The organism is Mesorhizobium sp. M7A.F.Ca.MR.245.00.0.0, from assembly GCF_003997415.1.
In the GTDB taxonomy this organism is placed as follows: Bacteria; Pseudomonadota; Alphaproteobacteria; order Rhizobiales; family Rhizobiaceae; genus Mesorhizobium.
On the sequence record NZ_RZTE01000005.1, the window covers coordinates 128,512 to 153,256 of the forward strand.

Annotated in this window: 27 protein-coding genes; 17 read left to right on the top strand and 10 right to left on the bottom strand. The window is 62.4% G+C overall.

Annotated elements, in window-relative coordinates; genetic code table 11:
* Nucleotides 1-1,152: dihydroorotase (locus EOB80_RS08565; RefSeq protein ID WP_245466295.1), on the bottom strand; the 1,152-nt coding region annotated here is incomplete at its 3' end.
* Entirely contained in the window at nucleotides 1,149-2,108 is a 960-nt protein-coding gene (locus EOB80_RS08570) for an aspartate carbamoyltransferase catalytic subunit (protein WP_127327334.1), read from the bottom strand. The genes EOB80_RS08565 and EOB80_RS08570, both read right to left, overlap by 4 nt.
* A 193-nt stretch (nucleotides 2,109-2,301) precedes the next feature.
* Between EOB80_RS08570 and EOB80_RS08575 the strand changes: the two genes are divergently transcribed.
* From EOB80_RS08575 to EOB80_RS08585, 3 genes are all read left to right on the top strand, one after another.
* A complete protein-coding gene (locus EOB80_RS08575) occupies nucleotides 2,302-3,930 on the top strand; it encodes a DNA alkylation response protein (RefSeq protein WP_127327335.1) in 1,629 nt (542 codons plus the stop codon).
* A gap of 194 nt (nucleotides 3,931-4,124) precedes the next feature.
* Entirely contained in the window at nucleotides 4,125-4,694 is a 570-nt protein-coding gene (locus EOB80_RS08580) for a hypothetical protein (protein ID WP_127327336.1), read from the top strand.
* Nucleotides 4,694-5,035, top strand: coding sequence for a DUF6105 family protein (locus EOB80_RS08585; RefSeq protein ID WP_127272493.1), 342 nt, complete (start codon nucleotides 4,694-4,696; stop codon nucleotides 5,033-5,035). The genes EOB80_RS08580 and EOB80_RS08585 overlap by 1 nt, the downstream gene beginning before the upstream one ends.
* Here EOB80_RS08585 and ruvX read toward each other — a convergent pair.
* Entirely contained in the window at nucleotides 4,953-5,459 is a 507-nt protein-coding gene (gene ruvX, locus EOB80_RS08590; RefSeq protein WP_127321158.1) for a Holliday junction resolvase RuvX, read from the bottom strand. The genes EOB80_RS08585 and ruvX overlap by 83 nt on opposite strands.
* 123 nt (nucleotides 5,460-5,582) lie before the next feature.
* Between ruvX and EOB80_RS08595 the strand changes: the two genes are divergently transcribed.
* From EOB80_RS08595 to EOB80_RS08620, 6 genes are all read left to right on the top strand, one after another.
* The gene (locus EOB80_RS08595; RefSeq protein WP_127321157.1) at nucleotides 5,583-6,290 is read left to right on the top strand and encodes a metal-dependent hydrolase; all 708 of its coding nucleotides are present in this window, start codon (nucleotides 5,583-5,585) and stop codon (nucleotides 6,288-6,290) included.
* Nucleotides 6,291-6,314: 24 nt separating this feature from the next.
* Nucleotides 6,315-6,731, top strand: coding sequence for a hypothetical protein (locus EOB80_RS08600; RefSeq protein WP_127321156.1), 417 nt, complete (start codon nucleotides 6,315-6,317; stop codon nucleotides 6,729-6,731).
* 116 nt (nucleotides 6,732-6,847) lie between these two features.
* The gene (gene gatC, locus EOB80_RS08605) at nucleotides 6,848-7,135 is read left to right on the top strand and encodes an Asp-tRNA(Asn)/Glu-tRNA(Gln) amidotransferase subunit GatC (RefSeq protein ID WP_127272494.1); all 288 of its coding nucleotides are present in this window, start codon (nucleotides 6,848-6,850) and stop codon (nucleotides 7,133-7,135) included.
* A gap of 8 nt (nucleotides 7,136-7,143) precedes the next feature.
* The gene (locus tag EOB80_RS08610; protein ID WP_127271852.1) at nucleotides 7,144-7,599 is read left to right on the top strand and encodes a GNAT family N-acetyltransferase; all 456 of its coding nucleotides are present in this window, start codon (nucleotides 7,144-7,146) and stop codon (nucleotides 7,597-7,599) included.
* The gene (locus tag EOB80_RS08615; RefSeq protein ID WP_127321155.1) at nucleotides 7,599-9,164 is read left to right on the top strand and encodes an amidase family protein; all 1,566 of its coding nucleotides are present in this window, start codon (nucleotides 7,599-7,601) and stop codon (nucleotides 9,162-9,164) included. The genes EOB80_RS08610 and EOB80_RS08615 overlap by 1 nt, the downstream gene beginning before the upstream one ends.
* A 124-nt stretch (nucleotides 9,165-9,288) precedes the next feature.
* Nucleotides 9,289-10,080, top strand: coding sequence for a YdcF family protein (locus tag EOB80_RS08620; protein WP_127327337.1), 792 nt, complete (start codon nucleotides 9,289-9,291; stop codon nucleotides 10,078-10,080).
* On the opposite strand, the gene EOB80_RS08625 is transcribed toward EOB80_RS08620, so the two are convergent.
* Nucleotides 10,059-10,772 carry a DUF599 domain-containing protein gene (locus tag EOB80_RS08625; RefSeq protein ID WP_127327338.1) on the bottom strand — a complete coding sequence of 238 codons (714 nt, stop codon included), beginning with the start codon at nucleotides 10,770-10,772 and terminating at the stop codon, nucleotides 10,059-10,061. The two genes, EOB80_RS08620 and EOB80_RS08625, sit on opposite strands and share 22 nt — an antisense overlap.
* 178 nt (nucleotides 10,773-10,950) lie before the next feature.
* On the opposite strand from EOB80_RS08625, the gene EOB80_RS08630 reads away from it, so the two are divergent.
* From EOB80_RS08630 to EOB80_RS08645, 4 genes are all read left to right on the top strand, one after another.
* A complete protein-coding gene (locus tag EOB80_RS08630; RefSeq protein ID WP_127269560.1) occupies nucleotides 10,951-12,354 on the top strand; it encodes an L-serine ammonia-lyase in 1,404 nt (467 codons plus the stop codon).
* Nucleotides 12,355-12,430: 76 nt separating this feature from the next.
* Complete coding sequence (locus tag EOB80_RS08635) at nucleotides 12,431-12,868, top strand: DUF1489 family protein (protein ID WP_013531780.1); 438 nt, start codon at nucleotides 12,431-12,433, stop codon at nucleotides 12,866-12,868.
* An 84-nt stretch (nucleotides 12,869-12,952) separates the two neighbouring features.
* Entirely contained in the window at nucleotides 12,953-13,684 is a 732-nt protein-coding gene (locus tag EOB80_RS08640; RefSeq protein ID WP_164762558.1) for a VWA domain-containing protein, read from the top strand.
* Complete coding sequence (locus EOB80_RS08645) at nucleotides 13,684-14,382, top strand: DnaJ domain-containing protein (protein ID WP_127327340.1); 699 nt, start codon at nucleotides 13,684-13,686, stop codon at nucleotides 14,380-14,382. Before EOB80_RS08640 ends, EOB80_RS08645 begins: the two co-directional genes overlap by 1 nt.
* Nucleotides 14,383-14,428: 46 nt before the next feature.
* Here the strand turns inward: EOB80_RS08645 and EOB80_RS08650 are convergent, their stop codons facing one another.
* Complete coding sequence (locus tag EOB80_RS08650; protein WP_127327341.1) at nucleotides 14,429-15,838, bottom strand: D-alanyl-D-alanine carboxypeptidase; 1,410 nt, start codon at nucleotides 15,836-15,838, stop codon at nucleotides 14,429-14,431.
* A gap of 285 nt (nucleotides 15,839-16,123) precedes the next feature.
* Here EOB80_RS08650 and EOB80_RS08655 point away from each other — a divergent pair, with 285 nt between their 5' ends.
* From EOB80_RS08655 to EOB80_RS08670, 4 genes are all read left to right on the top strand, one after another.
* Entirely contained in the window at nucleotides 16,124-16,453 is a 330-nt protein-coding gene (locus EOB80_RS08655) for a phasin family protein (RefSeq protein ID WP_013531776.1), read from the top strand.
* A gap of 296 nt (nucleotides 16,454-16,749) precedes the next feature.
* On the top strand, nucleotides 16,750-17,079 hold the full coding sequence (gene clpS / locus EOB80_RS08660; protein ID WP_164762559.1) for an ATP-dependent Clp protease adapter ClpS: 330 nt from the start codon (nucleotides 16,750-16,752) through the stop codon (nucleotides 17,077-17,079).
* Between the two features lie 6 nt (nucleotides 17,080-17,085).
* Nucleotides 17,086-19,554 carry an ATP-dependent Clp protease ATP-binding subunit ClpA gene (gene clpA, locus EOB80_RS08665; protein ID WP_127258970.1) on the top strand — a complete coding sequence of 823 codons (2,469 nt, stop codon included), beginning with the start codon at nucleotides 17,086-17,088 and terminating at the stop codon, nucleotides 19,552-19,554.
* Between the two features lie 61 nt (nucleotides 19,555-19,615).
* Nucleotides 19,616-20,254 (top strand): chloramphenicol phosphotransferase, encoded by a 639-nt coding sequence (locus EOB80_RS08670; RefSeq protein ID WP_127327343.1) that lies wholly within the window; start codon nucleotides 19,616-19,618, stop codon nucleotides 20,252-20,254.
* 42 nt (nucleotides 20,255-20,296) lie between these two features.
* On the opposite strand, the gene EOB80_RS08675 is transcribed toward EOB80_RS08670, so the two are convergent.
* The 5 genes from EOB80_RS08675 to EOB80_RS08695 all read right to left on the bottom strand — a co-directional run bounded on the left by EOB80_RS08675 (nucleotide 20,297) and on the right by EOB80_RS08695 (nucleotide 24,643).
* The gene (locus EOB80_RS08675; protein WP_245466296.1) at nucleotides 20,297-21,439 is read right to left on the bottom strand and encodes a phosphatase PAP2 family protein; all 1,143 of its coding nucleotides are present in this window, start codon (nucleotides 21,437-21,439) and stop codon (nucleotides 20,297-20,299) included.
* 201 nt (nucleotides 21,440-21,640) lie between these two features.
* Nucleotides 21,641-22,072, bottom strand: a complete 432-nt coding sequence (locus tag EOB80_RS08680; protein WP_127327344.1) for an HIT family protein — start codon at nucleotides 22,070-22,072, stop codon at nucleotides 21,641-21,643.
* Nucleotides 22,073-22,170: 98 nt separating this feature from the next.
* A complete protein-coding gene (locus EOB80_RS08685; RefSeq protein ID WP_127327345.1) occupies nucleotides 22,171-23,385 on the bottom strand; it encodes a GNAT family N-acetyltransferase in 1,215 nt (404 codons plus the stop codon).
* A 50-nt stretch (nucleotides 23,386-23,435) separates the two neighbouring features.
* A complete protein-coding gene (locus EOB80_RS08690) occupies nucleotides 23,436-24,164 on the bottom strand; it encodes a glycerophosphodiester phosphodiesterase (protein ID WP_127269017.1) in 729 nt (242 codons plus the stop codon).
* Between the two features lie 14 nt (nucleotides 24,165-24,178).
* Nucleotides 24,179-24,643, bottom strand: coding sequence for a RidA family protein (locus tag EOB80_RS08695; RefSeq protein WP_127327346.1), 465 nt, complete (start codon nucleotides 24,641-24,643; stop codon nucleotides 24,179-24,181).
* Between the last annotated feature and the right edge of the window lie 102 nt (nucleotides 24,644-24,745).

The following is a 24,745-nucleotide window of genomic DNA, read 5'->3' on the forward strand; positions in this document are numbered from 1 at the left end:
GACAAGCGCAAGATCGGCGACGGCGCCCGGCTTCAGCGTGCCGCCGGGCAGGCCGAACAGTTTTGCGGGAGCGGTGGACAGGGTTTCGATCAGCCGGAGCAACGGCACATCGCCATTGTGGTAGAGCCGCAGTGCGGCGCCCAGCAGCGTCTCCAACCCGATGGCGCCGGCCGCCGCATCGGCGAAGGGCAGGCGCTTGGTGTCGACATCCTGCGGATCATGCGAGGAGACGATGATGTCGATCGTGCCGTCCCTGACCGCTTCGATCATCGCCAACCGGTCTTCCTCGGCGCGCAATGGCGGCGTCAGGCGGAAGAAGGTGCGGTATTCGCCGACATCGTTTTCATTCAGCGACAGATTGTGGATCGCCACGCCTGACGTCACCGTCGCCCCGTCGGCTTTCGCACGCGTTATGGCGTTTGCCGCCATTGCCGTCGAGATCTTTGCTGCATGGTACGAGCCGCGTGTCAGCCGGGCCAAGGCCAAGTCGCGTTCCAGCGGGATGGATTCGGCTTCGCGCGGAATGCCGGAGAGGCCGAGCCAGCTGGCGTAGAGGCCTTCATTCATCACGCCGGATGAACCCAGGTCCGCATCCTGCGTCTCATGCACGATGGTGGCGCCGAAGTCGCGCGCATAGGTCAGCGCGCGGCGCATCACCAGCGCGCTCGATATGGTGTGGCGGCCATCGGTGAAGGCGACGGCGCCTGCTTCGCGCAGCAGGCCGAACTCGGTCATTTCGCGCCCGTCGAGGCCCTTGGTGATCGCCGCAGCAGGAAAGACGTTGACGATGGCCGTGTCCTTGGCGGTGCGCAGCACGAACTCGACCAGCGCCACATTGTCGATCACCGGGTCGGTGTCGGGCATCATGACGATGGAGGTGACGCCGCCGGCCGCCGCCGCGACACTTGCCGACGCGATGGTTTCGCGATGCTCGCCGCCCGGTTCGCCGATGAAGACGCGGCCGTCGATCAGGCCTGGAATGATCGCCTTGCCGGCGCAGTCGGCAACGGTGGCGCCCTCGGGCGCGCCCTGGTTTAGCGCCGCCCTGCCGGCGGCAACGATCTTGCGGCCGTCGACGACGACGGCGCCGACTTCGTCGATGCCGCGCGACGGGTCGATAATGCGGACGCGCTCGAAGACCGTTATGCTCATGCGCCGCGGCCTTCATGATTGCGGCGCGGGTCAAGCAGCGCTTCCATGACGGCCATGCGCACGGCGACGCCCATTTCGACCTGTTCCTGGATGACGCTCTGCGGACCGTCGGCGATTTCCGAGGCGATCTCGACGCCGCGGTTCATCGGCCCGGGGTGCATCACCAGCGCATCGCCCTTGGCCGCCTTCAGTTTTTCCGCATCGAGGCCGAAATAGCGGAAATACTCGCGCACCGAAGGCACGAACGCGCCTTCCATGCGCTCGCGCTGCAGGCGCAGCATCATCACCACATCGGCGTCCTTGAGGCCCTCGGCCATCGAGCGGGTGACGATGACGCCCATCTTCTCGATGCCGGTGGGCAGAAGCGTCGACGGTGCGACGACGCGCACCTGCGCGCCGAGCGCGTTGAGCAGCATGATGTTGGAACGTGCCACGCGCGAATGCAGGATGTCGCCGCAGATTGCCACGATGAGCTTCGACAGCGGGCCCTTGGCGCGACGAATGGTCAGCGCATCGAGCAGCGCCTGTGTCGGGTGTTCATGCGCGCCGTCGCCGGCATTGACGACGGAGCAGCCGACCTTCTGCGCCAGAAGCGCGGCCGCACCGGCCGATTGGTGACGGATGATCAATATGTCGGGCCGCATCGCATTCAGCGTCATCGCCGTATCGATGAGCGTTTCGCCCTTCTTCACCGAAGAACTCGCAACCGACATGTTCATCACATCGGCGCCGAGCCGCTTTCCGGCCAACTCGAACGACGACTGCGTGCGCGTCGAGGCTTCATAAAAGAGGTTGATCTGTGTGCGGCCGCGCAGCGTCGAGGTTTTCTTCTCGGACTGCCGCGAGATCGCGACCGCTCGGTCCGCCCTGTCGAGCAATAGCTCGATGTCGGCGGGGGAAAGGTCGCGGATGCCCAGAAGATGGCGATGAGGATAGGGGGACGAAGCGTCGGTCATCTCAAGGCGCTGCTATAGGGTGGAGACTTTGCGGCTGCAAGCGCCAGCTTTGCATTGCAGCCGTTCTCCTCAATTTTTTGGTATAGATGGCCGATTGTATCGGCCGGTATTTTCATCGCGCGCGCTGCATGGCTTGGCTATATCTAGCCGACAGCCTCGGATTCGTGGCTTTCTGACGATAGAAGGATTGGGCGTGACCGACGACGTGACGAACCAGCCGCCGCCGCTGACGGGCGGCAACGCCTGGCGGGGCGATCCGTTGCTGATCCAGCTCGCGGAGCGTTTTTCCGATCCGGTGCGCAAAGATCTCGACGGTCTCGGCCGCTTCGTGCTGACGCAGGAGGCGCAGGAACTGGCGCGCCTCGCCAATGTCGAGACGCCGAAGCTCAGGACGCATGATCGCCAGGGACGGCGCATCGACGTGGTCGAGTTCCATCCCGCCTATCACGCCTTGATGCGCCGCTCTGTGGCCAACGGGCTGCATTCCTCGGTGTGGGAGAACGGCGACACCGAGATCGGCCGCCGCCATCAAGTCCGTGCCGCCCGGTTTTATCTGACGGCGGAGCTGGAGACCGGGCATCTGTGCCCCATCACCATGACCAACGCTTCGCTGGCGGCCTTGATGGCCAGCCCGAAACTGTTTCGCGAATGGGCGCCGCGCGTGACGACGCGCAAATACGACCAGAGCCAGAAACCGCCGGTCGAGAAGACCGGGCTGACGCTCGGCATGGGCATGACCGAGAAGCAGGGCGGCACCGATGTGCGCGCCAATGTGACGAGGGCGGAACGCGCCGGCAGCGGTTTTTATCGTCTGACGGGGCACAAATGGTTCATGTCGGCGCCGATGTCGGATGCGTTCCTGGTGCTGGCGCAGGCGCCGGAGGGGCTGTCGTGCTTCCTCGTGCCGCGGGTTCTCGGTGATGGTTCGGGCAACGGCTTCCGCTTTCAGCGACTGAAGGACAAGCTCGGCAACCGTTCCAACGCCTCCTCCGAAGTCGAATTCGTCAATGCCATCGGCGAGATGGTCGGCGAACCCGGTGCCGGTGTGAAGACGATCATGGACATGGTCACCCTGACCCGGCTCGATTGTGCCATCGCCTCGTCGGCGATCATGCGCGCGGGCCTCGCCGAGGCCGTTCACCACGCCCGCCATCGCCAGGTGTTCGGTTCGACCCTGATCGAGCAGCCGTTGATGCAGCGCGTTCTGGCCGACATGGCGCTCGACGTCGCCGCCGCCACCGCGCTGTCGTTCCGGTTGGCGCGCTCCTTCGACGAGGCGGCCAGCGATCGCGGCGAGGCGGCGTTTGCCCGGGCCATGACGCCGGTCGTCAAATACTGGGTCTGCAAGATCGCGCCCCCGCTGCTCTATGAGGCGATGGAGTGCCTCGGCGGCAACGGCTACGTCGAGGAGGCGCCACTCGCCCGCTACTATCGCGAGGCCCCGGTCAACGCGATCTGGGAAGGCTCGGGCAATGTCATGGCGCTTGATGTGCTGCGCGTGCTCGGCCGTGCGCCCGGCCTGTTCGAGGATGTGCTGGCCGGCATCGACCGTGATCTCGGCGCCGGCGGACGCGGCACGATCGGCGTTCTGAAGGCGGCGATGCAGGTTGCTTCAACCGACGAAGGTTCGGCCCGGCTGCTGACCGAGCAGCTGGCACTGTCGGCTGCGGCGGCGGAATTGCGCCGTTTGGGGGCCGGGCGGATCGCCGACGCTTTCGTCGAGACGCGTTTGGCCGGCCAATGGCGCAACACCTATGGCATGGTCGACTCGCGCCACGATGCACGCATGATCATCGACACGCTCTATCCGCCGGTGAACTGAGCGGCGAGCATCGCAAAAACCGGCGCCATCCACAGTTTTGACGCGTTGGCGGGCATCCTCACGCGTATGGCTGATCACCGTTAACCTTAACAAATGGTTTCCGTTGCGATGGCGGACGGCAAGGCCCACTGTCCCGGCGCGAGCAGGGAATGGTTCAGATTGGCCGTCTCTTGCTTTGCGAAGCAGGAACACCGATGCGACAGGTACTGACCTCTTTTCTGGCCTTGCACTGGGCGATTGTTTTCGCCCTGCTTGCGCTCATCTGCATCGACGGAAACCGCGGTGTGGCGGCGGGACTCGGCGTGCTGGGCACCACAATCGAGGGTACCCGCTTCGTCGACCTCGACAATTTCGTTGTCGTGGCGCCGCTCGCCACCGCATTGCTTGTCGTCGCGGTTCTGTTTTTCTGGGCCTTTGTCGAAGCCCTGGTCAACGACGCGACCAGTCCCGGCGCCGACAGCGTCGCCCGCATCGCCTTCATCAGCGCGTCCGGCATGTTGTCGCTGATCGTCATCGGAGGTGCCGCGCAAGGCATCAACGGGCTGTTCATGGCAGTTGCCGTGCAGCTGACGGCACTTCTGGCGTCCTACGTCGCCATGCTTGCCGAGCGGCGGTCCGTGGTTGCGGCAGCGGCTTCCGGCGAAAGCGAGATCCATGCCGTCGCGCATGACATGGCAAAAGCCGCGGCTCACAATTCGCTGCTCTCACTCATATCAGGCCGAACGGTCTCCAAGACCGGCTCCAATCACAGGGGAGGCCGCTGATGCGTTACATCTTCGGGTTCTGGGCGGCGCCGATGGCGATTTTCTGGGGCTGGTTCTATCTGTCGGCCAATGACATCAATTTCGGCTACACGATGCTCAGCCGACAGATGCACGACTTCTTCTTCCAGCTCTATGGTCAGATGCTCGGCATCGATCCGGCGATCATTCCCGGCATGGTGGCGAAGACGTGCGTCTTCGACGGGTTGCTGCTGATGGCGCTTTGGGCTTTCCGCCGTCGCCGCGAAATCGCCGGCTGGGTCAAACAGCGGTGGGCGGGTCCGGTTCCGTTCGAGCGGATGCGTGGAGCGACTGAAGCCGGTCCAAAACTCCCTGCAGAATAAACGCGGCTGCCGCCGAATCGATCTTGCCGGCGCGCTTGCGGCGCGAGAAATCCATCTCGATCAGCGTCCTTTCGGCCGCGACCGTCGATAGTCTCTCATCCCAGAGCACGAAGGGCAGGTCGCTCATCTGGGCCATGTTGCGAACGAAGGCGCGCGATTTCTGCGCACGCGGACCTTCCGAACCGTCCATGTTGATCGGCAGCCCAATCACCACCGCGCCGGCATTCTCCTTATGCAGCAAGGCGAGCAGCACCGCCGCATCGAGCGAGAATTTCCTTCGCATGATGACCGGGCGCGGATGGGCGAAGGAAAATCTCTGGTCCGAGACCGCGACGCCGATCGTCTTGTCGCCGAGGTCAAGTCCCGCCAGCGTCTTGCCGCCGGTCAGCCGCGCCGGCAATTCCTCGATCGTGATAATGCCCACCGGCCGTCCTTCGCATTTCACCACCACGTGTTTTGTCAAACGCGTGGTGGACACAGTAACCCTTTGATCTCGGGGCCGTCGGCGTTCTATCCTTTGGCAAGATAAAAATCGAGGAATGCATTCATGAAACTGACCTGGTACGGCCACTCGGCCTTTCGCATCGAGACCGCTGATGCCAAGATCCTCATCGATCCTTATCTGATCGGCAATCCGTCCTGGAAGGGCGGCTGGGAGGGACCGGCGGAGGGAATCACGCATGTACTGCTGACGCATGGCCACAGCGACCACATCAGCGGCGCGCTGGAAGTGCTTGGCAAAAGCGGCGCCCAGCTAGTCGCCAATTTCGAGATCTGCATGTACCTGGTCGGCAAGGGCGCCAGCGACAAGAAGATCAACCCGGGCAACATCGGCGGCACCGTCGATTGCGGCGGCTTCACCACCACTTTCGTCCAGGCGCTGCATTCATCCTCGTTCCCCGGCGAAGGTGGCCAGAACACCTATCTCGGCAATCCGGGCGGCCTCGTCCTGCATTTCCCGGAAGACAAGACGCTCTACCACATGGGCGACACCGACATCTTTTCCGACATGGCGCTGATCAACGAGTTGCACGAGCCGAAGATCGGCATTGTGCCGATCGGCGACCGCTTCACCATGGGAGGCGCGGTGGCCGCACTTGCCTGCCGGCGCTTCTTCAAGTTCGACACCGTGGTTCCCTGTCACTTCGGCACCTTTCCGATGATCGACCCGACCGCCGACAAGTTCGAGGCCGGCCTGGAAGGATCCGGCATCAAGGTGGCTTTGCCCAAGATTGGCGAGACGATTACGATTTAGAAGCAGCCAAAATGGAATAAAACCATGGCTTTGAGGCAATCTTTTTGCGTTTCCATACTGGTCGCGGCGTCGCCCGCGCTCGCCGCGGATGATTTCATCGAAGGCGTCTACCTTCAGTCCGAGGAGCTTTGCAAACAGGCCAAGAAGGACACGCTGCAAACGCTGATCGACGCCGGCAACATCGTGCTTTCGGCATACGGCCTGCAAAGCGTCGAATACAATTGCGAGTTTCTGCAGATCAGCAAGGCGACGGCTTCGCCGAGCTGGGCGGTGACGGCCATCTGCCAGGAACCGGGTTATGTCTTTCCCGACGTTCTCTCGGTGACGCAAATGAACGCGAAGCAGATCGATCTCGTGTCGGTTCGGCCCGTCGACGACGAAAGCGAAGCAAGCGGCAACAGCGGCAGCTACTATCTGTGCGAAGGCGTTGCCCTGCCATAGACGTATTCTGAGCCGATGAGCGGGCCGTCGGCACAGCCTGGTCTCTCGCACGATGCATGTTGCGCAGCGCGCGCGGCGCCGCTATAGCCCGAACTGGTTTTCCCCGAGGCAAAAACATGTCCGTAGATCTTCAGACAGTGAAGCGCGTCGCGCATCTCGCCCGCATCGCGGTGAGCGAAGAGGATGCCGAACGGATGACCGGCGAGCTGAACGCCATTCTGGGCTTCGTCGAGCAGCTGAACGAGGTCGATGTTTCCGGTGTCGAGCCAATGACCTCGGTGACGCCGATGGACATGAAGAAGCGCAGCGATGTCGTCACCGACGGCGGCAAGGCGGCCGACATCGTCGTCAACGCGCCGGCGACCGAAGAGAATTTCTTCCTCGTGCCGAAGGTCGTGGAGTAAGTCCGCCGATGGCAATCGAGATCGCCATTGAGACGCCGCTCCAGGACGACCTGCGCGGGCTGGTCACCGAACTCAACGAGACCTTGCTCGAACTGACGCCGCCGGAGCATTGCTACCATTTGACGGTTGAGCAGATGGCCGGTCAGGACACGACGGTTTTCATCGCCCGAGATAAAGGCCTGGCCATTGGCTGCGGCGCGCTGAAGCGTCATGACGGCGCCATTGGCGAGGTCAAGCGCATGTATATCAGGCCGTCGCATCGCGGCCAGAAGATCGGCGCGAAAATCGTCGAGCGGGTCGAGGCGCTGGCGCGCAACGAGGGACTGAAGCGACTGGTGCTGGAGACGGGCGATCGTCATCCCGCGGCGTGGACAGTCTACGAACGCGCCGGGTTTTCGCGTTGCGGCCCGGTGCTGGATTATCCCGATTCTGAGTGGTCGGTGTTTTACGAAAAGAGCCTTTGATGAGCGACCTGACCCAGCTGACGATTTCACAGGCCCGCGCCAAGCTGCGCGGCAAGGAAATCACCGCGACCGAGATCACCGAGGCCTATCTCGGCGCTATCGAGCGCGCCAATCCGGCGCTCAATGCCTATGTCGCCGTGACCGGCGACAAGGCGCGCGACATGGCCAAGGCGTCCGACGCCAGGCTGGTCAAGGGCGAGGGCGGTGCGCTGGAAGGCATTCCGTTGGGGATCAAGGACCTGTTCGGCACCGAAGGCGTCCACACGCAGGCTTGCAGCCATGTGCTCGACGGGTTCAAGCCGCGCTACGAATCGACCGTTACGTCAAATCTGTGGGCCGACGGCGCCGTTATGCTCGGCAAGCTCAACATGGACGAGTTCGCCATGGGTTCGTCCAACGAGACGTCCTACTATGGTCCGGTCATCAATCCGTGGCGGCGCTCGCGCCTCGATACTGCGGTGATGCCGACGACGCATCAGGGCGACGGCGGCTTCGTCTCGGCCGGCGGCACGAGGACCGTGCGCAGCCTGGACAATGCGCAGTTGGTGCCGGGTGGCTCTTCTGGCGGGTCGGCCACGGCAGTCTCCGCCTTCCTGTGCGCCGGCGCGACCGCGACGGATACTGGCGGCTCGATCCGCCAGCCGGCCGCCTTCACCGGGACGGTCGGCATCAAGCCGACCTATGGCCGCTGCTCGCGCTGGGGTATCGTCGCGTTCGCCTCGTCGCTCGATCAGGCCGGCCCGATCGCGCGCGACGTACGCGATGCCGCGATCCTGTTGCAGTCGATGGCCTCGGTCGATCCGAAGGACACGACGTCGGTCGACCGGCCGGTGCCGGACTATGAGGCCGCGATCGGCAAGCCGATCAAGGGCATGAAGGTCGGCATTCCCAGGGAATACCGCGTCGACGGCATGCCCGAAGAGATCGAGGCGCTGTGGCAGAAGGGCATTGCCTGGCTGAAGGACGCCGGCGCCGAGATTGTCGACATTTCCCTCCCGCACACCAAATACGCGCTGCCCGCCTATTACATCGTGGCGCCCGCCGAGGCTTCGTCCAACCTCGCCCGCTATGATGGCGTCCGCTACGGCTTGCGCGTGCCGGGCAAGGATATCGTCGACATGTATGAGAAGACCCGCGCCGCCGGTTTCGGCCGCGAGGTCAAGCGCCGCATCATGATCGGCACCTATGTGCTGTCGGCCGGCTACTACGACGCCTACTATCTGCAGGCGCAGAAGGTGCGCAATCTGATCAAGCGGGATTTCGAGACGGTCTTCGCCGCCGGCGTCGATGTCATCCTGACCCCGGCAACGCCGTCCGCCGCCTTCGGCGTCGCCGATGAGGACATGGCTGCCGATCCGGTCAAGATGTACCTCAACGACATCTTCACCGTCACCGTGAACATGGCCGGCCTGCCGGGCATCGCCGTGCCCGCCGGGCTCGACGCCAAGGGCCTGCCGCTCGGGCTGCAGCTGATCGGTCGGCCGTTCGACGAGGAAACCCTGTTCCAGACCGCCGCCGTCATCGAGCAGGCCGCAGGCACGTTCCAGCCGGAGAAGTGGTGGTAGGGACGTCGCTCGTCTAGCGGATGCCCTGAAAGTCGGAATCGATTTTCGGAAGGATGCTGCGCAAATCAAAGTGTTAGCGTCCTTTGAGCGCCCACGCCCGCGCGGCGCTGCAATGGGGTGAGCGATGTTCTTCTACCTGTCCAAGATATTCTGGTTCTTCATCCAGCCGCTGAACCTGGCGATCTTCCTGCTGCTGGCGGGATTGCTCGCGGCCATGATAGGGCGCCGGCGGCTGGCGGCCACCGGCAGCGTGCTGGCATTTCTGGTCCTTGCGTTGTTGGCGTGGACGTCGCTCGGCGCCATGATGCTCAATCCGCTGGAAGAGCGCTTCGCGCGCCCGCCGCTGCCGGCAAAGGTCGACGGCATCGTCGTGCTCGGCGGCGGCTTTGAGGGCGCCATCAATCTGGCGCGCGGCGGCTATGAGTTGAACAGCAGCGGCGATCGGATGGTCGAGACCGCAGTTCTGGCCCGGCGCTTTCCCACCGCCAAGGTGGTCGTCTCCGGCGGCACCGGCGCGTTGTTTCTCGATGGCGAGGGCGATGCCGCAACCGCGCCGCGCCTGCTCACCGCGCTTGGCGTGGCCGCCGATCGTCTGATCCTGGAGAACAAATCCCGCAACACCTATGAGAACGCGGTCTTCACCAAGGAGTTGGTCACGCCGAAGCCCGGCGAGACCTGGCTGCTCGTGACCTCAGCCTTCCATATGCCGCGCGCCAAGGCGCTGTTCGACAAGGCTGGCTTCGCCACCGTTCCCTGGCCGGTCGACTATCGCACCTCGGGCAAAGAAGGCATCGGGCTGTTCCGCGATAATCCGGCCGACTCACTGCAGGCCACCACCATGGCCATCCGCGAATGGATCGGGCTTTTTGCCTATTGGCTGTCTGGCCGGATCGATCAGCCTTTTCCAGGCGGCTGACCGATCACCGCCTGCCTGGCGGCCGAGAAGAACTGGCGCCGCACCAGAACGGCCAGCAGCAACAGCGTCGACAACACGAACACCATGGGGTCGACGAACCAGCCGAGATAACCGATCGAGAAGAACACCCCGCGCAGGCCGGAGTTGAAGTGCTTTCCGGCCAGCATGTTCATTTGCGCCGCACGCCACACCGCCGTTTCGGTGACCGGATTGCGTGAGGCTTCGCCATGCGGGATCGGCACGGCGCCGATCAGGATCGTGCAATAGTTGAACAGCCGGTACGCCCAGCCGAATTTGAAGAACGAAAACGCCAGGATCAGCACCAGTCCGAACACCTTTATCTGAAAAGCCGCGCGCGACGGCGCGCCACCCAAGGGCAGGTCGCTGAGCACTTCAAGAACCCGGTCGGACGCGCCGAGCGAGGCAAAGCAGCCGCCGATCGCGATCAGCGAGCTGGAGGCGAAGAAGGCGGTGCCTTGCTGCAGCCCGCTCATAATGGCGGTGTCGACGATGCGGATCTCGCGCTCGGCCATGGTCCGCATCCAGGCTTGCCGCTGTGCATTCATCGCCGTCGTCAGCGACATGCGGCTGACCAGCTTGCCGTCGGAGGCGAACGTGTGCAGCAGCCACGCGACGAGGAAGAAGGCCAGCGCCGCGAGATCGGCTGTCGAAAGATCGAGGGAATCGCCCATGGACTGAATTTATCACATTCAGCGCAATCGCTTCGATGTCCGCATACAGCGATCGTACCAATGTCGCTGCCGGAGCAAACAAGGTCGGCGGGTGCAGCGCCGCGATTTCCAAAAGAGCGGAAACATCGTGGGAATTCCTATATGTAGTCCTCGACCTGACTCCAGGAGACAACGCCGCGTGTTCCTTTCGGTTTTCGACCTGTTCAAGATCGGCATAGGACCGTCGAGTTCGCACACGATGGGGCCGATGACCGCCGCTGCGCGGTTTCTCGACGAGGTCGCGGGAAATGACTGGCCGCGTCCGGCGGGCGTCAAGGTTGACCGGCTTGGCGCAAGCCTGCACGGGTCACTCGCCTACACCGGTATTGGCCACGGCAGTGATCGCGCCGTCATGCTCGGCCTTGCCGGCCTGACGCCGCAGACGGTCGATCCCGACCAGGCCGATGGCATTGCCAGCCGCATCGCCGCCGAAAAGCGCATTTCGCCTCCCGGCCATCCCTCGTATCGCTTCGATCCGGCCACCGATCTGGTGCTGGACCGCAAGACGCCGCTCACCGGCCACGCCAACGGCATGGCGTTCTACGCCTATGACGCCGGCGGCCGCCTGCTGCTCAAGCGGATCTATTATTCGATCGGCGGCGGCTTCGTGGTTTCCGAAGAAGAACTGCAGCGGATGAAAGCCAAGGGTTCGGTGACAACCGAAGGCAAGAAAGTGCCTTATCCATTCAAGAATGCGGTCGAGATGCTGGCCATGGCCGGCAAAAGCGGTCTTTCCATCGCCGACATGAAACGCGTCAACGAGGAGACGCAGATGACGCGCGAGGAGCTCGACGCCGGCCTCGACGGAATCTGGAGCGCCATGAAGGGCTGCATCGACCGTGGCCTGTCGCAGGATGGCATCATGCCGGGTGGGCTGAAGGTGCGCCGCCGTGCCCGCATGCTGCACGATAAGCTGCAGGAGCAGTGGCAGCAGAACAAGCCCAATCCTTTGCTCGCCAATGACTGGCTGTCGATCTACGCCATGGCCGTGAACGAGGAAAATGCCGCCGGCGGCCGCGTGGTCACCGCGCCGACCAATGGCGCTGCCGGCACGCTGCCGGCGGTGCTGCGCTACTGGCTGCATTTCCATCCCGAGGCGGACCAGCCGAGCATTCGTGATTTCCTGCTGACGGCTGCCGCCGTTGGCGGCATCATCAAGACCAACGCATCGATCTCGGGCGCCGAGGTCGGCTGTCAGGGCGAGGTCGGGTCGGCATCGGCGATGGCGGCGGCCGGCCTGTGCGCCGTCATGGGCGGTACGCCCGAACAGGTCGAGAATGCCGCCGAGATCGCGCTCGAACATCATCTAGGCATGACCTGCGATCCGGTTGGTGGTCTGGTTCAGGTGCCGTGCATCGAGCGCAATGCGCTGGGCGCGGTCAAGGCGGTGACGGCCGCGTCGCTGGCCATCAAGGGCGACGGCATCCATTTCGTACCGCTCGATGCGGCGATCGAGACCATGCGCCAGACCGGCCTCGACATGAACGAGAAGTACAAGGAAACCAGCCTTGGCGGGCTTGCAGTCAACGTCGTGGAGTGCTGAAGGCTGGCCTAAACCGCCACTGTGGAGAAGTCGATCCGGTCGTTGACGCGTTCGCGTGCGGGACTAACCTTAAGCGATGTCTCTCAATCTCATAAAACTCTGTGTCGGCTGCGACAGCGTCGAGGATCTCGAAGAGTGGATCGCCTTCCGCCTCGACGAGCGGCGGCGCGCCGGTGAGCCGGTCGAGCAGTATCACACCACCCGCATGATGCCGACGCGCGGCGCCGAGGTTACCGATGGCGGTTCGCTCTATTGGGTGATCAAAGGCAATGTGCAGTGCCGCCAGTTGATCACCGAAATCCGGCCGTTCACCGACAGTGAAGGCATAGGCCGTTGCCACCTGATTCTCGACCCCGAGGTTGTACGCACCGACTGGCAGCCGCGCCGGGCTTTTCAGGGCTGGCGCTACCTGAAACCGGCGGACGCGCCGCTCGATCTGGGCAAGGGCAAGGCCGGATTGATCGAGATGCCGCCGAAACTCAGGCGCGAGCTGGCCGATCTCGGTCTGCTCTGACCCCAGGTGGTATCACCGCCTGGCCCTTTGCACCGCCCGATGTGGGGCTTGCAAGCGATGTGGCAACGCCACATCTTGTTTTTCATGAGTGATAAGAAGCAGCCTGTGCCAGCGAGGACCAGTCCTGCGCTGGTCAAGCCTCAATCCAACGCCGGCGAGATCGACGCCTTCATTCGTCAGGCGAGGACACTTGCCGCGTCGGCGACCGGTTCGGGCAGGCTGATCCTTGCTCTCGACGCAACAATGAGCCGCCAGCCGACCTGGGATCTGGCTTGCGAGCTGCAGGGCCAGATGTTCGACGCCGTCGGCAAGGCCGGAACCCTCAGCGTGCAATTGGTTTATTTTCGCGGTCTCGAAGAGTGCCGTTCGTCGGCTTTCGTGAGCGACACCAATGCCTTGAAGCAGCTGATGACGCGGATCGAATGCCGTAGCGGCCACACCCAGATCGGCAAGGTCCTGACGCATGCGTTGAAACAGACGGCGGCCGCCAAGGTCAATGCGCTGGTCTACATCGGCGACGCGATGGAAGAGAATATCGATGATCTGGCCGAAAAGGCCGGCAGCCTCGGCCTTCATGGCGTTCCTGTCTTCGTGTTTCAGGAAGGCCATGATTCCGGCGCGGAAAAGGCGTTCAAAGAGATTGCGCGGCTTTCCAAGGGGGCTTGGTTCCGATTTGATCGGCGGGCTGCCGCGACCTTGGCAGGGCTGCTTTCGGCCGTCGCCGTGTATGCGACCGGCGGTTTGAAGGCGCTCGAAGCCAGGGGCAGGCCGGAAGACCGGCTGATGATCGAGCATCTGCGGGGCGGCGGAAAATAATGGGCGCAATCATCGCTTTTGTAGCGTTGCTTCTGCTGCTTCTCGGCGCGGTGACGATCTTTCTGCGTGCCGAGCCGGCGAAACTGGCGAGCACGCTGCGAACGCTCGGGCCGGCTCTTCTGGCACTTGTCGGCGTCGCCGTGCTTGTGGTCGGCCGTGAAGGCATCGGCGGCATGATTCTCACCGGGGCAATTGCCTGGTATGGTTCCATGCGAATGAAAGGCCAGCCGGCCGGCCTTGCCCCGGGCAAACGCTCGACGGTGCGCACGGCGGCATTGGAAATGGAGCTCGATCACGATACCGGCGGCCTCGAAGGACTGGTCCTGGCTGGCCGCCACGAAGGCAAGATGCTTGGCGCGATGGGGCTGGCGGAATTGCAACACCTCTACCGCGAACTCTCCAGCGACCCGGAGAGCCGACAGCTGCTAGAGACGTATCTTGACGGCAGATTTCCCGTCTGGCGCAAAAACGCTGAGACGAACGGTGGCGAAGGGCTGGGTGTTGCGCCAGGTCCGGGCGCCATGACTAAGGAGGAGGCCTACAAGGTCCTTGGTCTTGAAGCGGGGGCCGCCGCGGCGGATGTCCGCAAGGCGCACCGCCGCCTGATGCAGCGCCTGCACCCCGATGTCGGCGGCACGTCTTTCCTGGCGGCGCGGATTAACGAAGCCAAGGACGTCTTGCTCTCCAATCACAACTAGTCTCCTTCGACGCAGAATTTTTCCGGGAGATGGCTTGCACGCCGTCCTACTGCTGGACGGCGTAGCACTCGATGTTCTTCTTCTTCAAAGCGGTACAGGCCTTCCAGGCGGCGGTCTTCGAACCGAAGCCACCGAAGCGGGCGCGGTAGTAGGTGACGCCGTCCTTGTCGAAGGCGACAGTGAAACCGGAAGCGTCCGCCAGCACCTTGGGCGCCTGCTTGGTGGTCTTGTCGAGAAAGGCCTGGGCCTCGGACTGCTTGGGCGACGAGGCGACCTGAATGGCCCAGCCCGACGGCACCGACGCGGTGTTGACCGGGTCGACAGCCGCCGGCGTCGGCTCGGCATAGGCCGCTACCACCTGGGCCGTCGCGACCTGGGGGGCTGAAACGATGACGGTCTTGACCTTTCTGGTCTTGACGACGGGAGCTGCTTCCTCGGTCTGCGCGGTATCGTCTTCGGCGACCGTGGCGTCGTCGGCAACGATGGCATCGTCCTGCGCTATGACAGGCTTGTCGTCCGGTGTCGGAGCGTCATGCTTGGGCAGGAGAACCTTGGCGAGGGCGGTGATCGGGTTGTTGCCACCGGCCTTGGCGACCAGAGCGCCACCACCGCGAGTCGATGCCCTCGGCAGATAGGTGTTGATCAGGTTGGCCATCTGATTGTCACGGCTGCCGCCCGAGGTGCCGCCCATGACCACGCCGACGATGCGGCGATTGCCATCGGAAACCGATGAGACGAGGTTGAAGCCGGAGGCGCGGGTGTAGCCCGTCTTGATGCCGTCGACACCCTTGATGCGTCCAAGCAGGCGGTTGTGGCCGTTGATGCGCTTGCGTCCGTAGAGAAAGGAGCGCTGCGAGAAATAGCCGTAATACTGCGGAAAATGCTCGCGCAGCGCGATGCCGAGCGTCGCCATGTCGCGCGCGGTGGTGAACTGGCCGGGGTTGGGCAGGCCATTGGCGTTTCTAAATACGGTGCCGTTCATGCCCAATGCACGCGCCTTGGCGGTCATCATGCGGGCAAAAGTGGTTTCATTGCCGCCGAGCATTTCGCCGAGCGCGGTGGCCGAGTCGTTCGCCGATTTGGTGACGATCGACAGGATCGCGGTCTCGACCGTGACGGAACCGCCCGGCTTCACGCCAAGTTTCGTCGGCGCCTCGGCGGAGGCCTTGGCGGAAAACACCACTGGCGTGTTCCTGCTGATCTTGCCCTTCGCCATCGCTTCGAAGGTCAGGTACAGCGTCATCATCTTGGTCAGCGAAGCTGGGTAGCGCCTGCCGTTGGCATCTGCGGAGTAAAGCACCTTGCCGGTCTTGGCATCCACGACGATGGCCGCCTGCCTGGCCGCCAGCGACGAGGCAACGTCGCCAAAAACGAATGTCATCGCCAAGGCGACGATCATCATCGTTTTGAGAGGGGAGGTGGATTTGGAAACGATGCCCAACAACGCCTTACGCACTGGTACTTCCCTTGGATTTCTTCGTTGCGTTGGAGGCGGCAAAGGGTCCTGCCTCGCTTCCGGTCAAGCTACCGGCGCAGCGTTACCAATCCGTTTATGGTAACCGCCGCGTTCACCATTTTCTTCGGGCTTGAGGTTCTCTTTATTCGATTTTTAGCCATTGGCTGCGCAGGCGGGCCCGCAAGCCCGCGAAATCTTGACTTTTGTGCGGCGCACAATATATTATCTTGCATTGCACAAGGGCGCCCCGAAGAAGGACGCTTCAACCGTCAAGGGAATCGTGAAATGACCCAGACCTATGAGGACTTCAGCAAATACGGCAAAGAGTTCGCCGACACCGGATTGAAGAGCTTCGCGTCGCTGTCCAAGGGCGCGCAGGCGATTGCCACCGAGGCTGGTGAATACACCAAGAAGAGTTTTGAAACCGGCAGCGCCACTGTGGAGAAGCTGTTTTCAGCCAAGTCGCTGGAAAAGGCGATCGAGATCCAGTCGGACTACGCCAAGCAGTCTTATGAGGCGTTCGTCGCCGAGGCCACCAAGATCGGCGATCTCTATGCCGAACTCGCCAAGGAAGCTTACAAGCCATTCGAATCGATCGTTGCCAAGGCAAAGTAATTTTGCCCGGGCGAACTGATTTCGCCTGACGTGACCCCAGATTCAGCCTTTGAACCCGAAAAAAGCCCGGCCACGGAAACGCGGCCGGGCTTTTTTCGTGTCAATTTCCGTTCCAGGGCCTCGCGCCCCTTCACGATTGCGAAAATCGTCCAAGTTGGTGACCTAGCCATATTGTCAGCTAACCAGAAGGGCTTAAAATCGTACATCGAACACCTACATGTCGAACTCGCATGGGGAATCGAAAGAGGCAGGAATACGTGACTTCAGGTTTGACTGCCACGAGACGAGTGGTGCGAATGCAAGACGGCGACGGTAACCCCAATGGGGCCGGCCGTGGGACGGCCGTCATCACGCGCACCAAAACCAAGACCAAGAAGCCCAGCCTTTATCGGGTCCTCATCCTCAACGACGACTACACTCCGATGGAGTTCGTGGTTCACGTGCTGGAGCGTTTTTTCCAGAAGGATCGCGAAGCCGCCACACGCATCATGCTTCATGTTCACAATCATGGAGTGGGCGAGTGCGGGGTCTATACATTCGAGGTGGCCGAGACCAAAGTGTCCCAGGTCATGGATTTCGCCCGACAGAATCAGCATCCGCTGCAATGCGTGATGGAGAAGAAGTGAGGTAACATGCCGGCTTTCTCCCAAGGCCTGGAAAAGGCGCTTCACCAGGCGCTGACGCTCGCCAATGAGCGGCACCATGAATATGCAACCCTAGAACATCTGCTGCTCGCGCTCATCGACGACACCGAGGCGGCCGCCGTCATGCGCGCCTGCAATGTCGATCTCGATGAGCTGAAGCACACGGTTCTCACCTATATCGACACCGAGCTGGACAACCTCGTCACCGGTTACGACGAGGACTCCAAGCCGACGGCCGGTTTCCAGCGCGTCATCCAGCGCGCGGTGATCCATGTGCAGTCGTCTGGCCGCGAGGAAGTGTCGGGCGCCAACGTGCTCGTCGCCATCTTCGCCGAGCGCGAGAGCCATGCCGCTTATTTCCTGCAGGAACAGCAGATGACCCGCTACGATGCGGTCAACTACATCTCGCACGGCATTGCCAAGCGTCCGGGCGCGTCGGAGACACGCTCGCCGCGCGGTGCGGACGACGAGCAGGGCGGCCAGAACGGCGCCGAGCCGCAAGAGGAAGGCGGCAAGAAGAAGCAGCAGCAGGATGCGCTGACGGCTTATTGCGTCAATCTCAACAACAAGGCCAAGGCCGGCAAGATCGACCCGCTGATCGGCCGCGAGTCCGAGATCAACCGCACCATCCAGGTGCTGTGCCGCCGCTCGAAGAACAACCCGCTCTATGTCGGCGACCCCGGCGTCGGCAAGACGGCGATCGCCGAGGGTCTGGCCAAGCGCATCGTCGAGGGCGACGTTCCCGAAGTGCTGCACAATGCCACCATCTTCGCGCTCGACATGGGCACGCTGCTCGCTGGCACGCGCTATCGCGGCGATTTCGAGGAACGGCTGAAGCAGGTCGTCAAGGAGCTCGAGGATTATCCTGGCGCCGTGCTGTTCATCGACGAGATCCACACGGTGATCGGGGCAGGGGCAACATCAGGCGGCGCAATGGATGCGTCCAACCTGTTGAAGCCGGCGCTGTCGTCGGGTGCGATCCGCTGCATCGGCTCGACCACCTATAAGGAATTCCGCCAGTTCTTCGAGAAGGACCGTGCCCTGGTGCGGCGCTTCCAGAAGATCGACGTCAACGAACCGACCATCGAGGACGCCATCGAGATCATGAAGGGCCTCAAGCCCTATTATGAGGAGTTCCACAAGGTGAAGTTCACCAATGAGGCGATCAAAGCCTCGGTGGAACTGTCGGCACGTTACATCAACGACCGCAAGCTGCCGGACAAGGCGATCGATGTGATCGACGAGACCGGCGCCTCGCAGATGCTGGTGCCCGAAGCCAAGCGCAAGAAGACCATCGGCATCAAGGAGATCGAGGCGACGATCGCCACCATGGCCCGCATCCCGCCGAAGACGGTTTCGGCCGATGACGAGAAGGTGCTGCAAGGTCTCGATATCGAGCTGAAGCGCGTTGTCTATGGCCAGGACACTGCGATCACCGCGCTGACCTCGGCGATCAAGCTGGCACGTGCCGGCCTGCGCGAACCGGAGAAGCCGATCGGCTCCTACCTGTTCTCCGGCCCGACCGGCGTCGGCAAGACCGAAGTGGCCAAGCAGTTGGCCGCCTCGCTCGGCGTCGAGCTGATTCGCTTCGACATGTCGGAATATATGGAACGTCACACCGTCTCGCGGCTGATCGGCGCGCCTCCGGGCTATGTCGGCTTCGACCAGGGCGGTCTTCTGACGGACGGCGTCGACCAGCATCCGCATTGCGTGCTGTTGCTCGACGAGGTCGAGAAGGCGCATCCGGACCTGTTCAACATCCTGTTGCAGGTGATGGACCACGGCAAGCTGACCGACCATAACGGCAAGCAGATCGACTTCCGCAATGTGATCCTGATCATGACCACCAATGCGGGCGCGTCGGATGCGCAGCGCGCGGCGATCGGCTTCGGCTCGACCAAGCGCGAAGGCGACGATGTCGAGGCGATCAACCGGTTGTTCACGCCGGAGTTCCGCAACCGTCTCGATGCGATCATTCCGTTCGGTTCGCTGCCAGTGCCGGTCATCCACCAGGTGGTGCAGAAGTTCGTCATGCAGCTCGAGGCCCAGCTTTCCGAGCGTGGCGTCACCTTCGACCTGTCGGCGGATGCGATCGCCTGGCTCGCCGACAAGGGCTATGATGAGCGCATGGGCGCGCGGCCGCTCGGCCGGGTCATCCAGGAACACATCAAGAAGCCGTTGGCCGACGAGGTGCTGTTCGGCAAGCTCAAGAAGGGCGGCACGGTGCGTGTCACTGTCGAGAAGAAGGAAACCGGCGAGACCGGCCTGAAGCTCGAATCGCTCGCCGACGAGGCGCCGGTGAAGCCGAAGAAGGAAGAGCCGGAAGAAACGCCAAAACCCAGAAAGGCCGTGGCGAAGAAGCCGGCGGCCAAGAAGCTGGTGGCGCAGAAGCCCGAAGCCAAGGGCAAGGACGGCGGCAAGCGCAGTCTCGTCCCGCAACTGCCCAGAAAGAACTGACTTTGAGGAAAGTCGAAAAGCCCCGGAAACGGGGCTTTTTTCGTTTGCAAGGAGGAGGGGCATGAGCGGCCAGATCATCATCCTGAACGGTGCGCCGCGATCGGGAAAAACAAGCATCGCCAGAGCTGTTCAGGAGCGCTTCGATGGCGTCTGGATCAATCTCGGCGTCGACGTTTACGAGCAGGCTACGCCGGCACGCTATCGGCCCGGGATAGGATTGCGGCCCGGCGGCGAGCGTCCGGACCTTGAGGCCCTCGTGCCCGGATTATACGCCGCGCTCTACGAATCGATGGCCGTCCACAGCCGGCTGGGGCTAAATGTCGTGGCGGATATCGGCCATCACGACGCCTATTCGAGACCACTTCACATTGTGGCCGATTGCGCGCGCCGGCTTGTAGGTCTGCCGGTGCTGTTTGTCGGTGTTCGCTGCCCGCTGGAAATCATCATGGAAAGGCGTGCCGCCAGCGCGGCGGACAAGAGATATGTGACCGGCTCATCAGACGATCCGGTGCCGTTGCCCGTGCGCCTGTGGCAGGAGGAGGTCCACCGCCCAGGCGTGTACGATCTGGAAGTCGATACCTCGCTCCTGAGCCCGAAGCAGTGCGCGGATACGATCGCAGAGCAGCTTCGGCAAGCACCGTATCCAACAACGTTTCAGAAACTATCCAACCCATCCAGCGCGGCCCTTGAGCCGTTTTGACCGGCATGGCCGCCGCAGGCGGGTTCGTCCAGATCGGCGAATTTACAGCCTGCAAACGGCCGGCGATTGCATCGTGGAGCTCTCGATTTCAGCGGCCATGCGGTCCGGCACGAAACGGGTCAGCAAATATCCGCACGCCTTCCAGATCGCGATCATCAGGAATGCACCCGCATAGCCATCCAAGGCATAATGCCAGCCAAGCACGACGGAACCGACCATAATGACGCCGGCGAATAACCACATCACAAGACCGGCCAGCCGCGACCGCCGTGTTGCATAGAGGGCGAACAGCACTGCCATCGCAACGTGCAGGGATGGGAAGGCGGATATACCGACGCTGCCGGTGGTTAGGCCGGTATAGCCACTCCACAGCATATCCTGCGTGCTGAGCGCCCAGATCGGATAGACGCGATCGGCGACGGCAAGTGCTTGCATGAGGGGGTGAAAGTCGTTGCCGAACCCCAATCGCTCGTAAAAGCAGGGGCCAGCCGACGACAGGCCCATCGCGAGGAAGAAGCCACCCAGCGTCCACACCGTTATGAAGCTCATCAGGAACTGGTGACGCAGCTTCGTATCCTTGCGTGTGATGCACACGGTGAAAACCGCGGTGATGAGCACGACGAACCAGAAATTGTACGCGATGTTGATGATCTTCAATGCAAGCGGCGACTGGACGACAAACCACAACCATTCGTGCGGGGCTCGACCGAAATGCAGGATGCGATCGGCGTGAGCCAATGCTTTGTCCCATGCGAACGGAGAGAGGATTGCAATGGCTCCCTTCAACACACCGATCGCGGATATGAAGGCAAGACCCGCACCCAGGCCATTCAGGCTGTTGGCAATGCGTTCGGCATCGCCAAAGAATCTACCCAGTGACTTGAGGAAGGTGTGCAGCGGTTCGGTTTCCCGCTGGACCAGCGCAAGGTGGAAAAGCGTCCCAAGTGCAAGGGCTGAGCCGCAAATCCAGAAGGCGATGAAAAGATACTCGGCGTATTCCGCCAGAACGCCGAAATCCGGCATGTTTCCAGTGTGCCACCCGACTGCGCTTGCCAGAAGCAGCGCAGCGGTAGCCATAGCGTGCAGCAGCCGGTGTCGCCAAAAGGCATCCGCCAAGATGCCAGGAAAAGCACGTCCGACAATGGCCCCCGTCAGTGGGGCCGATGCCGCAACCGAATGTTCCATGGTTTTGAAGCCCACAGCTCGCCACGCCGCTACCATTTTACCGTGAGACGGTTCAATATTTCCTAATCAGACGATTAGAGTTGCAAACGGTTGAGTCCCGGCGCCGGCACGGCCGGGCACTAGACCGTCTTCTGGGCTGAACGGCGCTTGTCAGTTCGATATTCTCGACCCGGTCCGCCACATCGGCTGACCTCGCGTTTCTCAATTTTCGAGCGCAGTCCGGATCTTTTCGGCATTTTCGGTCAGCACCTCCGGCTTCTCCATCCCGCCCGTGTGCGGCTTCAGGGGAATGCCGTCGAAGCGCGGGATGACATGCACATGCAGATGATAGACGGTCTGCCCCGATGCCGGCTCATTGAACTGCATGATGGTGACGCCGTCGGCGCCAAAGGCCTTTTTCACCGCCAGCGCCACTTTCTGAACGACGCTCAAGAGATGGCCGAAAATTGACGGGTCGGCGTCGAGCAGGTTGCGCGATGGCGCCTTCGGCACGACCAGCGTGTGGCCCGGCCCCTGCGGCATCACATCCATGAAGGCGATGACTGCTTCATCCTCGTAGACACGGTGCGAGGGAATTTCGCCGCGCAGGATCTTGGCGAAGATGTTGTCGGTATCGTAGGCGGCCTCGGTCATGGCGAACGCTCCGGATTATGCCTTTCGTGTAGCGAAACCGTGGAAAATCGGCAAGACGATCGGCGAAGTCGGCGCTGCTCGTCAAGGCAGCCCTGTTGCTACTCCTCGAGATCCTTGCGGAACGGGGTGTGCTCTTCCAGATATTCGCTCATCCGCTCCACCTCGTGCCGTTCGCGCCTGAGATAGTCGGCGACGGCGTTGCGCAGGCCTGGGTGCGCAATGTAGTGCGCGGAATGCATGGTCACCGGCCGGTAGCCGCGCGCCAGCTTGTGTTCGCCCTGCGCGCCCGCCTCGACCACCTTCAGCTTGCGCTCGATGGCGAAGTCGATCGCCTGATGGTAGCAGACCTCGAAATGCAGGAAGGGATGGTCCTCGATGCAGCCCCAGTTGCGGCCATAGAGTGCGTCCGAACCGATGAAATTGATGGCGCCGGCGATATAGCGCCCATTGCGCCTGGCCATCACCAGCAGGATGTCGTCGGCCATGCGTTCGCCGATCAGCGAGAAGAATTGACGGTTGAGATAGGGCCGACCCCATTTGCGGCTGCCGGTGTCCATGTAGAAGGCGAAGAAATCGTCCCAGGCCTTCTCGGTGAGGTCCTTGCCGGTCAGCCGATCGATCGAAATGCCTGGGGCAAGCGCTTCGCGCCTTTCCTTCTTCATCGCCTTTCGCTTGCGCGAGGCAAGGGTGGCGAGGAAGTCGTCATAGGTCGAAAAGCCTTCGTTGAAGAAATGGAATTGTTGGTCGGTGCGGTGCAGGAAGCCTGCCGCTTCCAGCACCTCCACATCGCTCTCTTGCGCGAAGGTGACATGCGCGGAAGAGACGCCGAGTTTTTGCGTCACCGCCTTCAGGCCCGCCGCGAGACCGGCCTTCACTTTGGCGCTGTCCTCGCCTTTGCTGACCAGCAGGCGAGGGCCGGTGACCGGGGAGAACGGCACGGCACTTTGCAGTTTGGGATAGTAACGGCCGCCGGCGCGCTCGAAGGCATCCGACCAGCCATGATCGAACACATATTCGCCCTGGCTGTGCGATTTGAGATAACAGGGCACCGCGCCCAGCAGTCTGCCTTGCCCGTCCTCCAGCCTGAGGTGATGGCCCTGCCAGCCGGTGCGCCGCACGGCGCATCCAGAAACTTCGAGTGCGCTTAGAAAAGCGAAGGAAACCAAAGGATTGTAACTGGTTTCTGAATCTCCGCGCGCGGTTCCGGCAAAGCCGTTCCATTCATCACAGGTGAAGGCGCCAATGCCGGCGGCGACGCGGATCGAATAGTCCGCATTGGCCGTTTGTCCGTCACCCTCGTCGCCCTGATCCATGAGGCTTATTTAAGCTCCGTCCGGCCTGGTACAAGTCACGTTTCAGACACTCAGGCGACTTTGACCAAATCGGGCTCGAACCCCTCGAACGTCATCTGGTCGGCATATCTGAAGGTCAGGTCGACCGCCGGCTGGTCGTGCACCGTCCAGGTGATAACAGGCATTTTCAGCCTTTCGCGCACGAAGCTGACGAATGGGTTCGGCAGGTCGCCGGCCGCGTAGGAGGTGAAGGCGATGTCGTGCGCCAGCATGGCGAAATGCGCCTCGATCAGCCCGACGTCCTTGCCGTAGGCGGTGAGACCCCCGGGGATACCCGGCGCGTCTTTCGGAAAATCGCGGACCAGCCAGTGGTCGAACGACATGATCGCCGCCTTGCCCTTGTAGCGCTTGAGCATCTTGCCGACGCTTGCCACCAGGCCTTCGTCATAGCCGGGCGTGCCTTTCAACTCGACCACCAATGGCACGCGGCCGTCGACCAGGTGGAGCATTTCCTGCAGCGTCGGCACATGGTCCGCCGTGCCACCGACCCTGAGCGCCGCGAGTTCTGCTGCGGTGCGCTGCCAGACGAAACCATCCTGGCCGGTCAGGCGCTTGAGATCTCCGTCATGGATGATGACAGGAACGCGGTCGGACGACAGGTGGACGTCGCATTCGATGGCATAGCCGCGTTCGGCGGCCGCAGCGAAGGCTGACAGCGTGTTTTCCCAGCGCGTCTTGTTCATGTCGTGGAAGCCGCGATGGGCGACGGGCCGGGCGGTCAGCCAGGATAGGTCGGTCATATCTGTCCCCTGGCTCATTCGATTTCGAAGACGGCTTCGATTTCCACTGCGGCATTAAGCGGCAGGCAGGCGGTGCCGACGGCGGAGCGCGCATGCTTGCCACGCTCGCCAAGGGCCGCCACCAGGAAATCGGAGGCGCCGTTGGCAACCAGATGCTGCTCGACGAACTCAGGTGTCGAGGCGACGAAAACGGTGATCTTCACCAGACGGCTAATCTTCTCGAGGTCGCCGAGTGCTGCCTTGGCCTGCGCCAGGATGTTGATCGCGCAGTATTTTGCCGCATCCTTGCCACCTGCGGTATCGAGATCGCGACCTAACAGCCCGTTCGCCTGCAGCTTGCCGTCCTTGAGCGGCAATTGCCCGGCGGTGAACAGCAGATTGCCGGTCCGGCAATAGGGCACGTAGTTGGCGGCGGGCGCGGCGGCGACGGGAAGCGTCACACCCAGATCGCTTAGCCGCTTTTCGATTGTTTCACTCATGGTATTTCCCTATTGCTTGGTGACGCCGCGCCGGCCGGGCCGAAATTGCTATTTTTGCCTCGCTTCCGCCACGACTTTTTTTAAGCTGGACCATCTTTCCCT

Bases quoted from the DNA above. Each gene is read 5' to 3' on its own strand.
- EOB80_RS08570 (WP_127327334.1), bottom strand. From the start codon at position 2,108: ATGACCGACGCTTCGTCCCCCTATCCTCATCGCCATCTTCTGGGCATC.
- EOB80_RS08580 (WP_127327336.1), top strand. From the start codon at position 4,125: ATGCGACAGGTACTGACCTCTTTTCTGGCCTTGCACTGGGCGATTGTT.
- EOB80_RS08585 (WP_127272493.1), top strand. From the start codon at position 4,694: ATGCGTTACATCTTCGGGTTCTGGGCGGCGCCGATGGCGATTTTCTGG.
- EOB80_RS08595 (WP_127321157.1), top strand. From the start codon at position 5,583: ATGAAACTGACCTGGTACGGCCACTCGGCCTTTCGCATCGAGACCGCT.
- EOB80_RS08600 (WP_127321156.1), top strand. From the start codon at position 6,315: ATGGCTTTGAGGCAATCTTTTTGCGTTTCCATACTGGTCGCGGCGTCG.
- gatC (WP_127272494.1), top strand. From the start codon at position 6,848: ATGTCCGTAGATCTTCAGACAGTGAAGCGCGTCGCGCATCTCGCCCGC.
- EOB80_RS08610 (WP_127271852.1), top strand. From the start codon at position 7,144: ATGGCAATCGAGATCGCCATTGAGACGCCGCTCCAGGACGACCTGCGC.
- EOB80_RS08615 (WP_127321155.1), top strand. From the start codon at position 7,599: ATGAGCGACCTGACCCAGCTGACGATTTCACAGGCCCGCGCCAAGCTG.
- EOB80_RS08620 (WP_127327337.1), top strand. From the start codon at position 9,289: ATGTTCTTCTACCTGTCCAAGATATTCTGGTTCTTCATCCAGCCGCTG.
- EOB80_RS08625 (WP_127327338.1), bottom strand. From the start codon at position 10,772: ATGGGCGATTCCCTCGATCTTTCGACAGCCGATCTCGCGGCGCTGGCC.
- EOB80_RS08635 (WP_013531780.1), top strand. From the start codon at position 12,431: ATGTCTCTCAATCTCATAAAACTCTGTGTCGGCTGCGACAGCGTCGAG.
- EOB80_RS08640 (WP_164762558.1), top strand. From the start codon at position 12,953: ATGAGTGATAAGAAGCAGCCTGTGCCAGCGAGGACCAGTCCTGCGCTG.
- EOB80_RS08645 (WP_127327340.1), top strand. From the start codon at position 13,684: ATGGGCGCAATCATCGCTTTTGTAGCGTTGCTTCTGCTGCTTCTCGGC.
- EOB80_RS08655 (WP_013531776.1), top strand. From the start codon at position 16,124: ATGACCCAGACCTATGAGGACTTCAGCAAATACGGCAAAGAGTTCGCC.
- clpS (WP_164762559.1), top strand. From the start codon at position 16,750: ATGCAAGACGGCGACGGTAACCCCAATGGGGCCGGCCGTGGGACGGCC.
- clpA (WP_127258970.1), top strand. From the start codon at position 17,086: ATGCCGGCTTTCTCCCAAGGCCTGGAAAAGGCGCTTCACCAGGCGCTG.
- EOB80_RS08670 (WP_127327343.1), top strand. From the start codon at position 19,616: ATGAGCGGCCAGATCATCATCCTGAACGGTGCGCCGCGATCGGGAAAA.
- EOB80_RS08675 (WP_245466296.1), bottom strand. From the start codon at position 21,439: ATGGAACATTCGGTTGCGGCATCGGCCCCACTGACGGGGGCCATTGTC.
- EOB80_RS08680 (WP_127327344.1), bottom strand. From the start codon at position 22,072: ATGACCGAGGCCGCCTACGATACCGACAACATCTTCGCCAAGATCCTG.
- EOB80_RS08685 (WP_127327345.1), bottom strand. From the start codon at position 23,385: ATGGATCAGGGCGACGAGGGTGACGGACAAACGGCCAATGCGGACTAT.
- EOB80_RS08690 (WP_127269017.1), bottom strand. From the start codon at position 24,164: ATGACCGACCTATCCTGGCTGACCGCCCGGCCCGTCGCCCATCGCGGC.
- EOB80_RS08695 (WP_127327346.1), bottom strand. From the start codon at position 24,643: ATGAGTGAAACAATCGAAAAGCGGCTAAGCGATCTGGGTGTGACGCTT.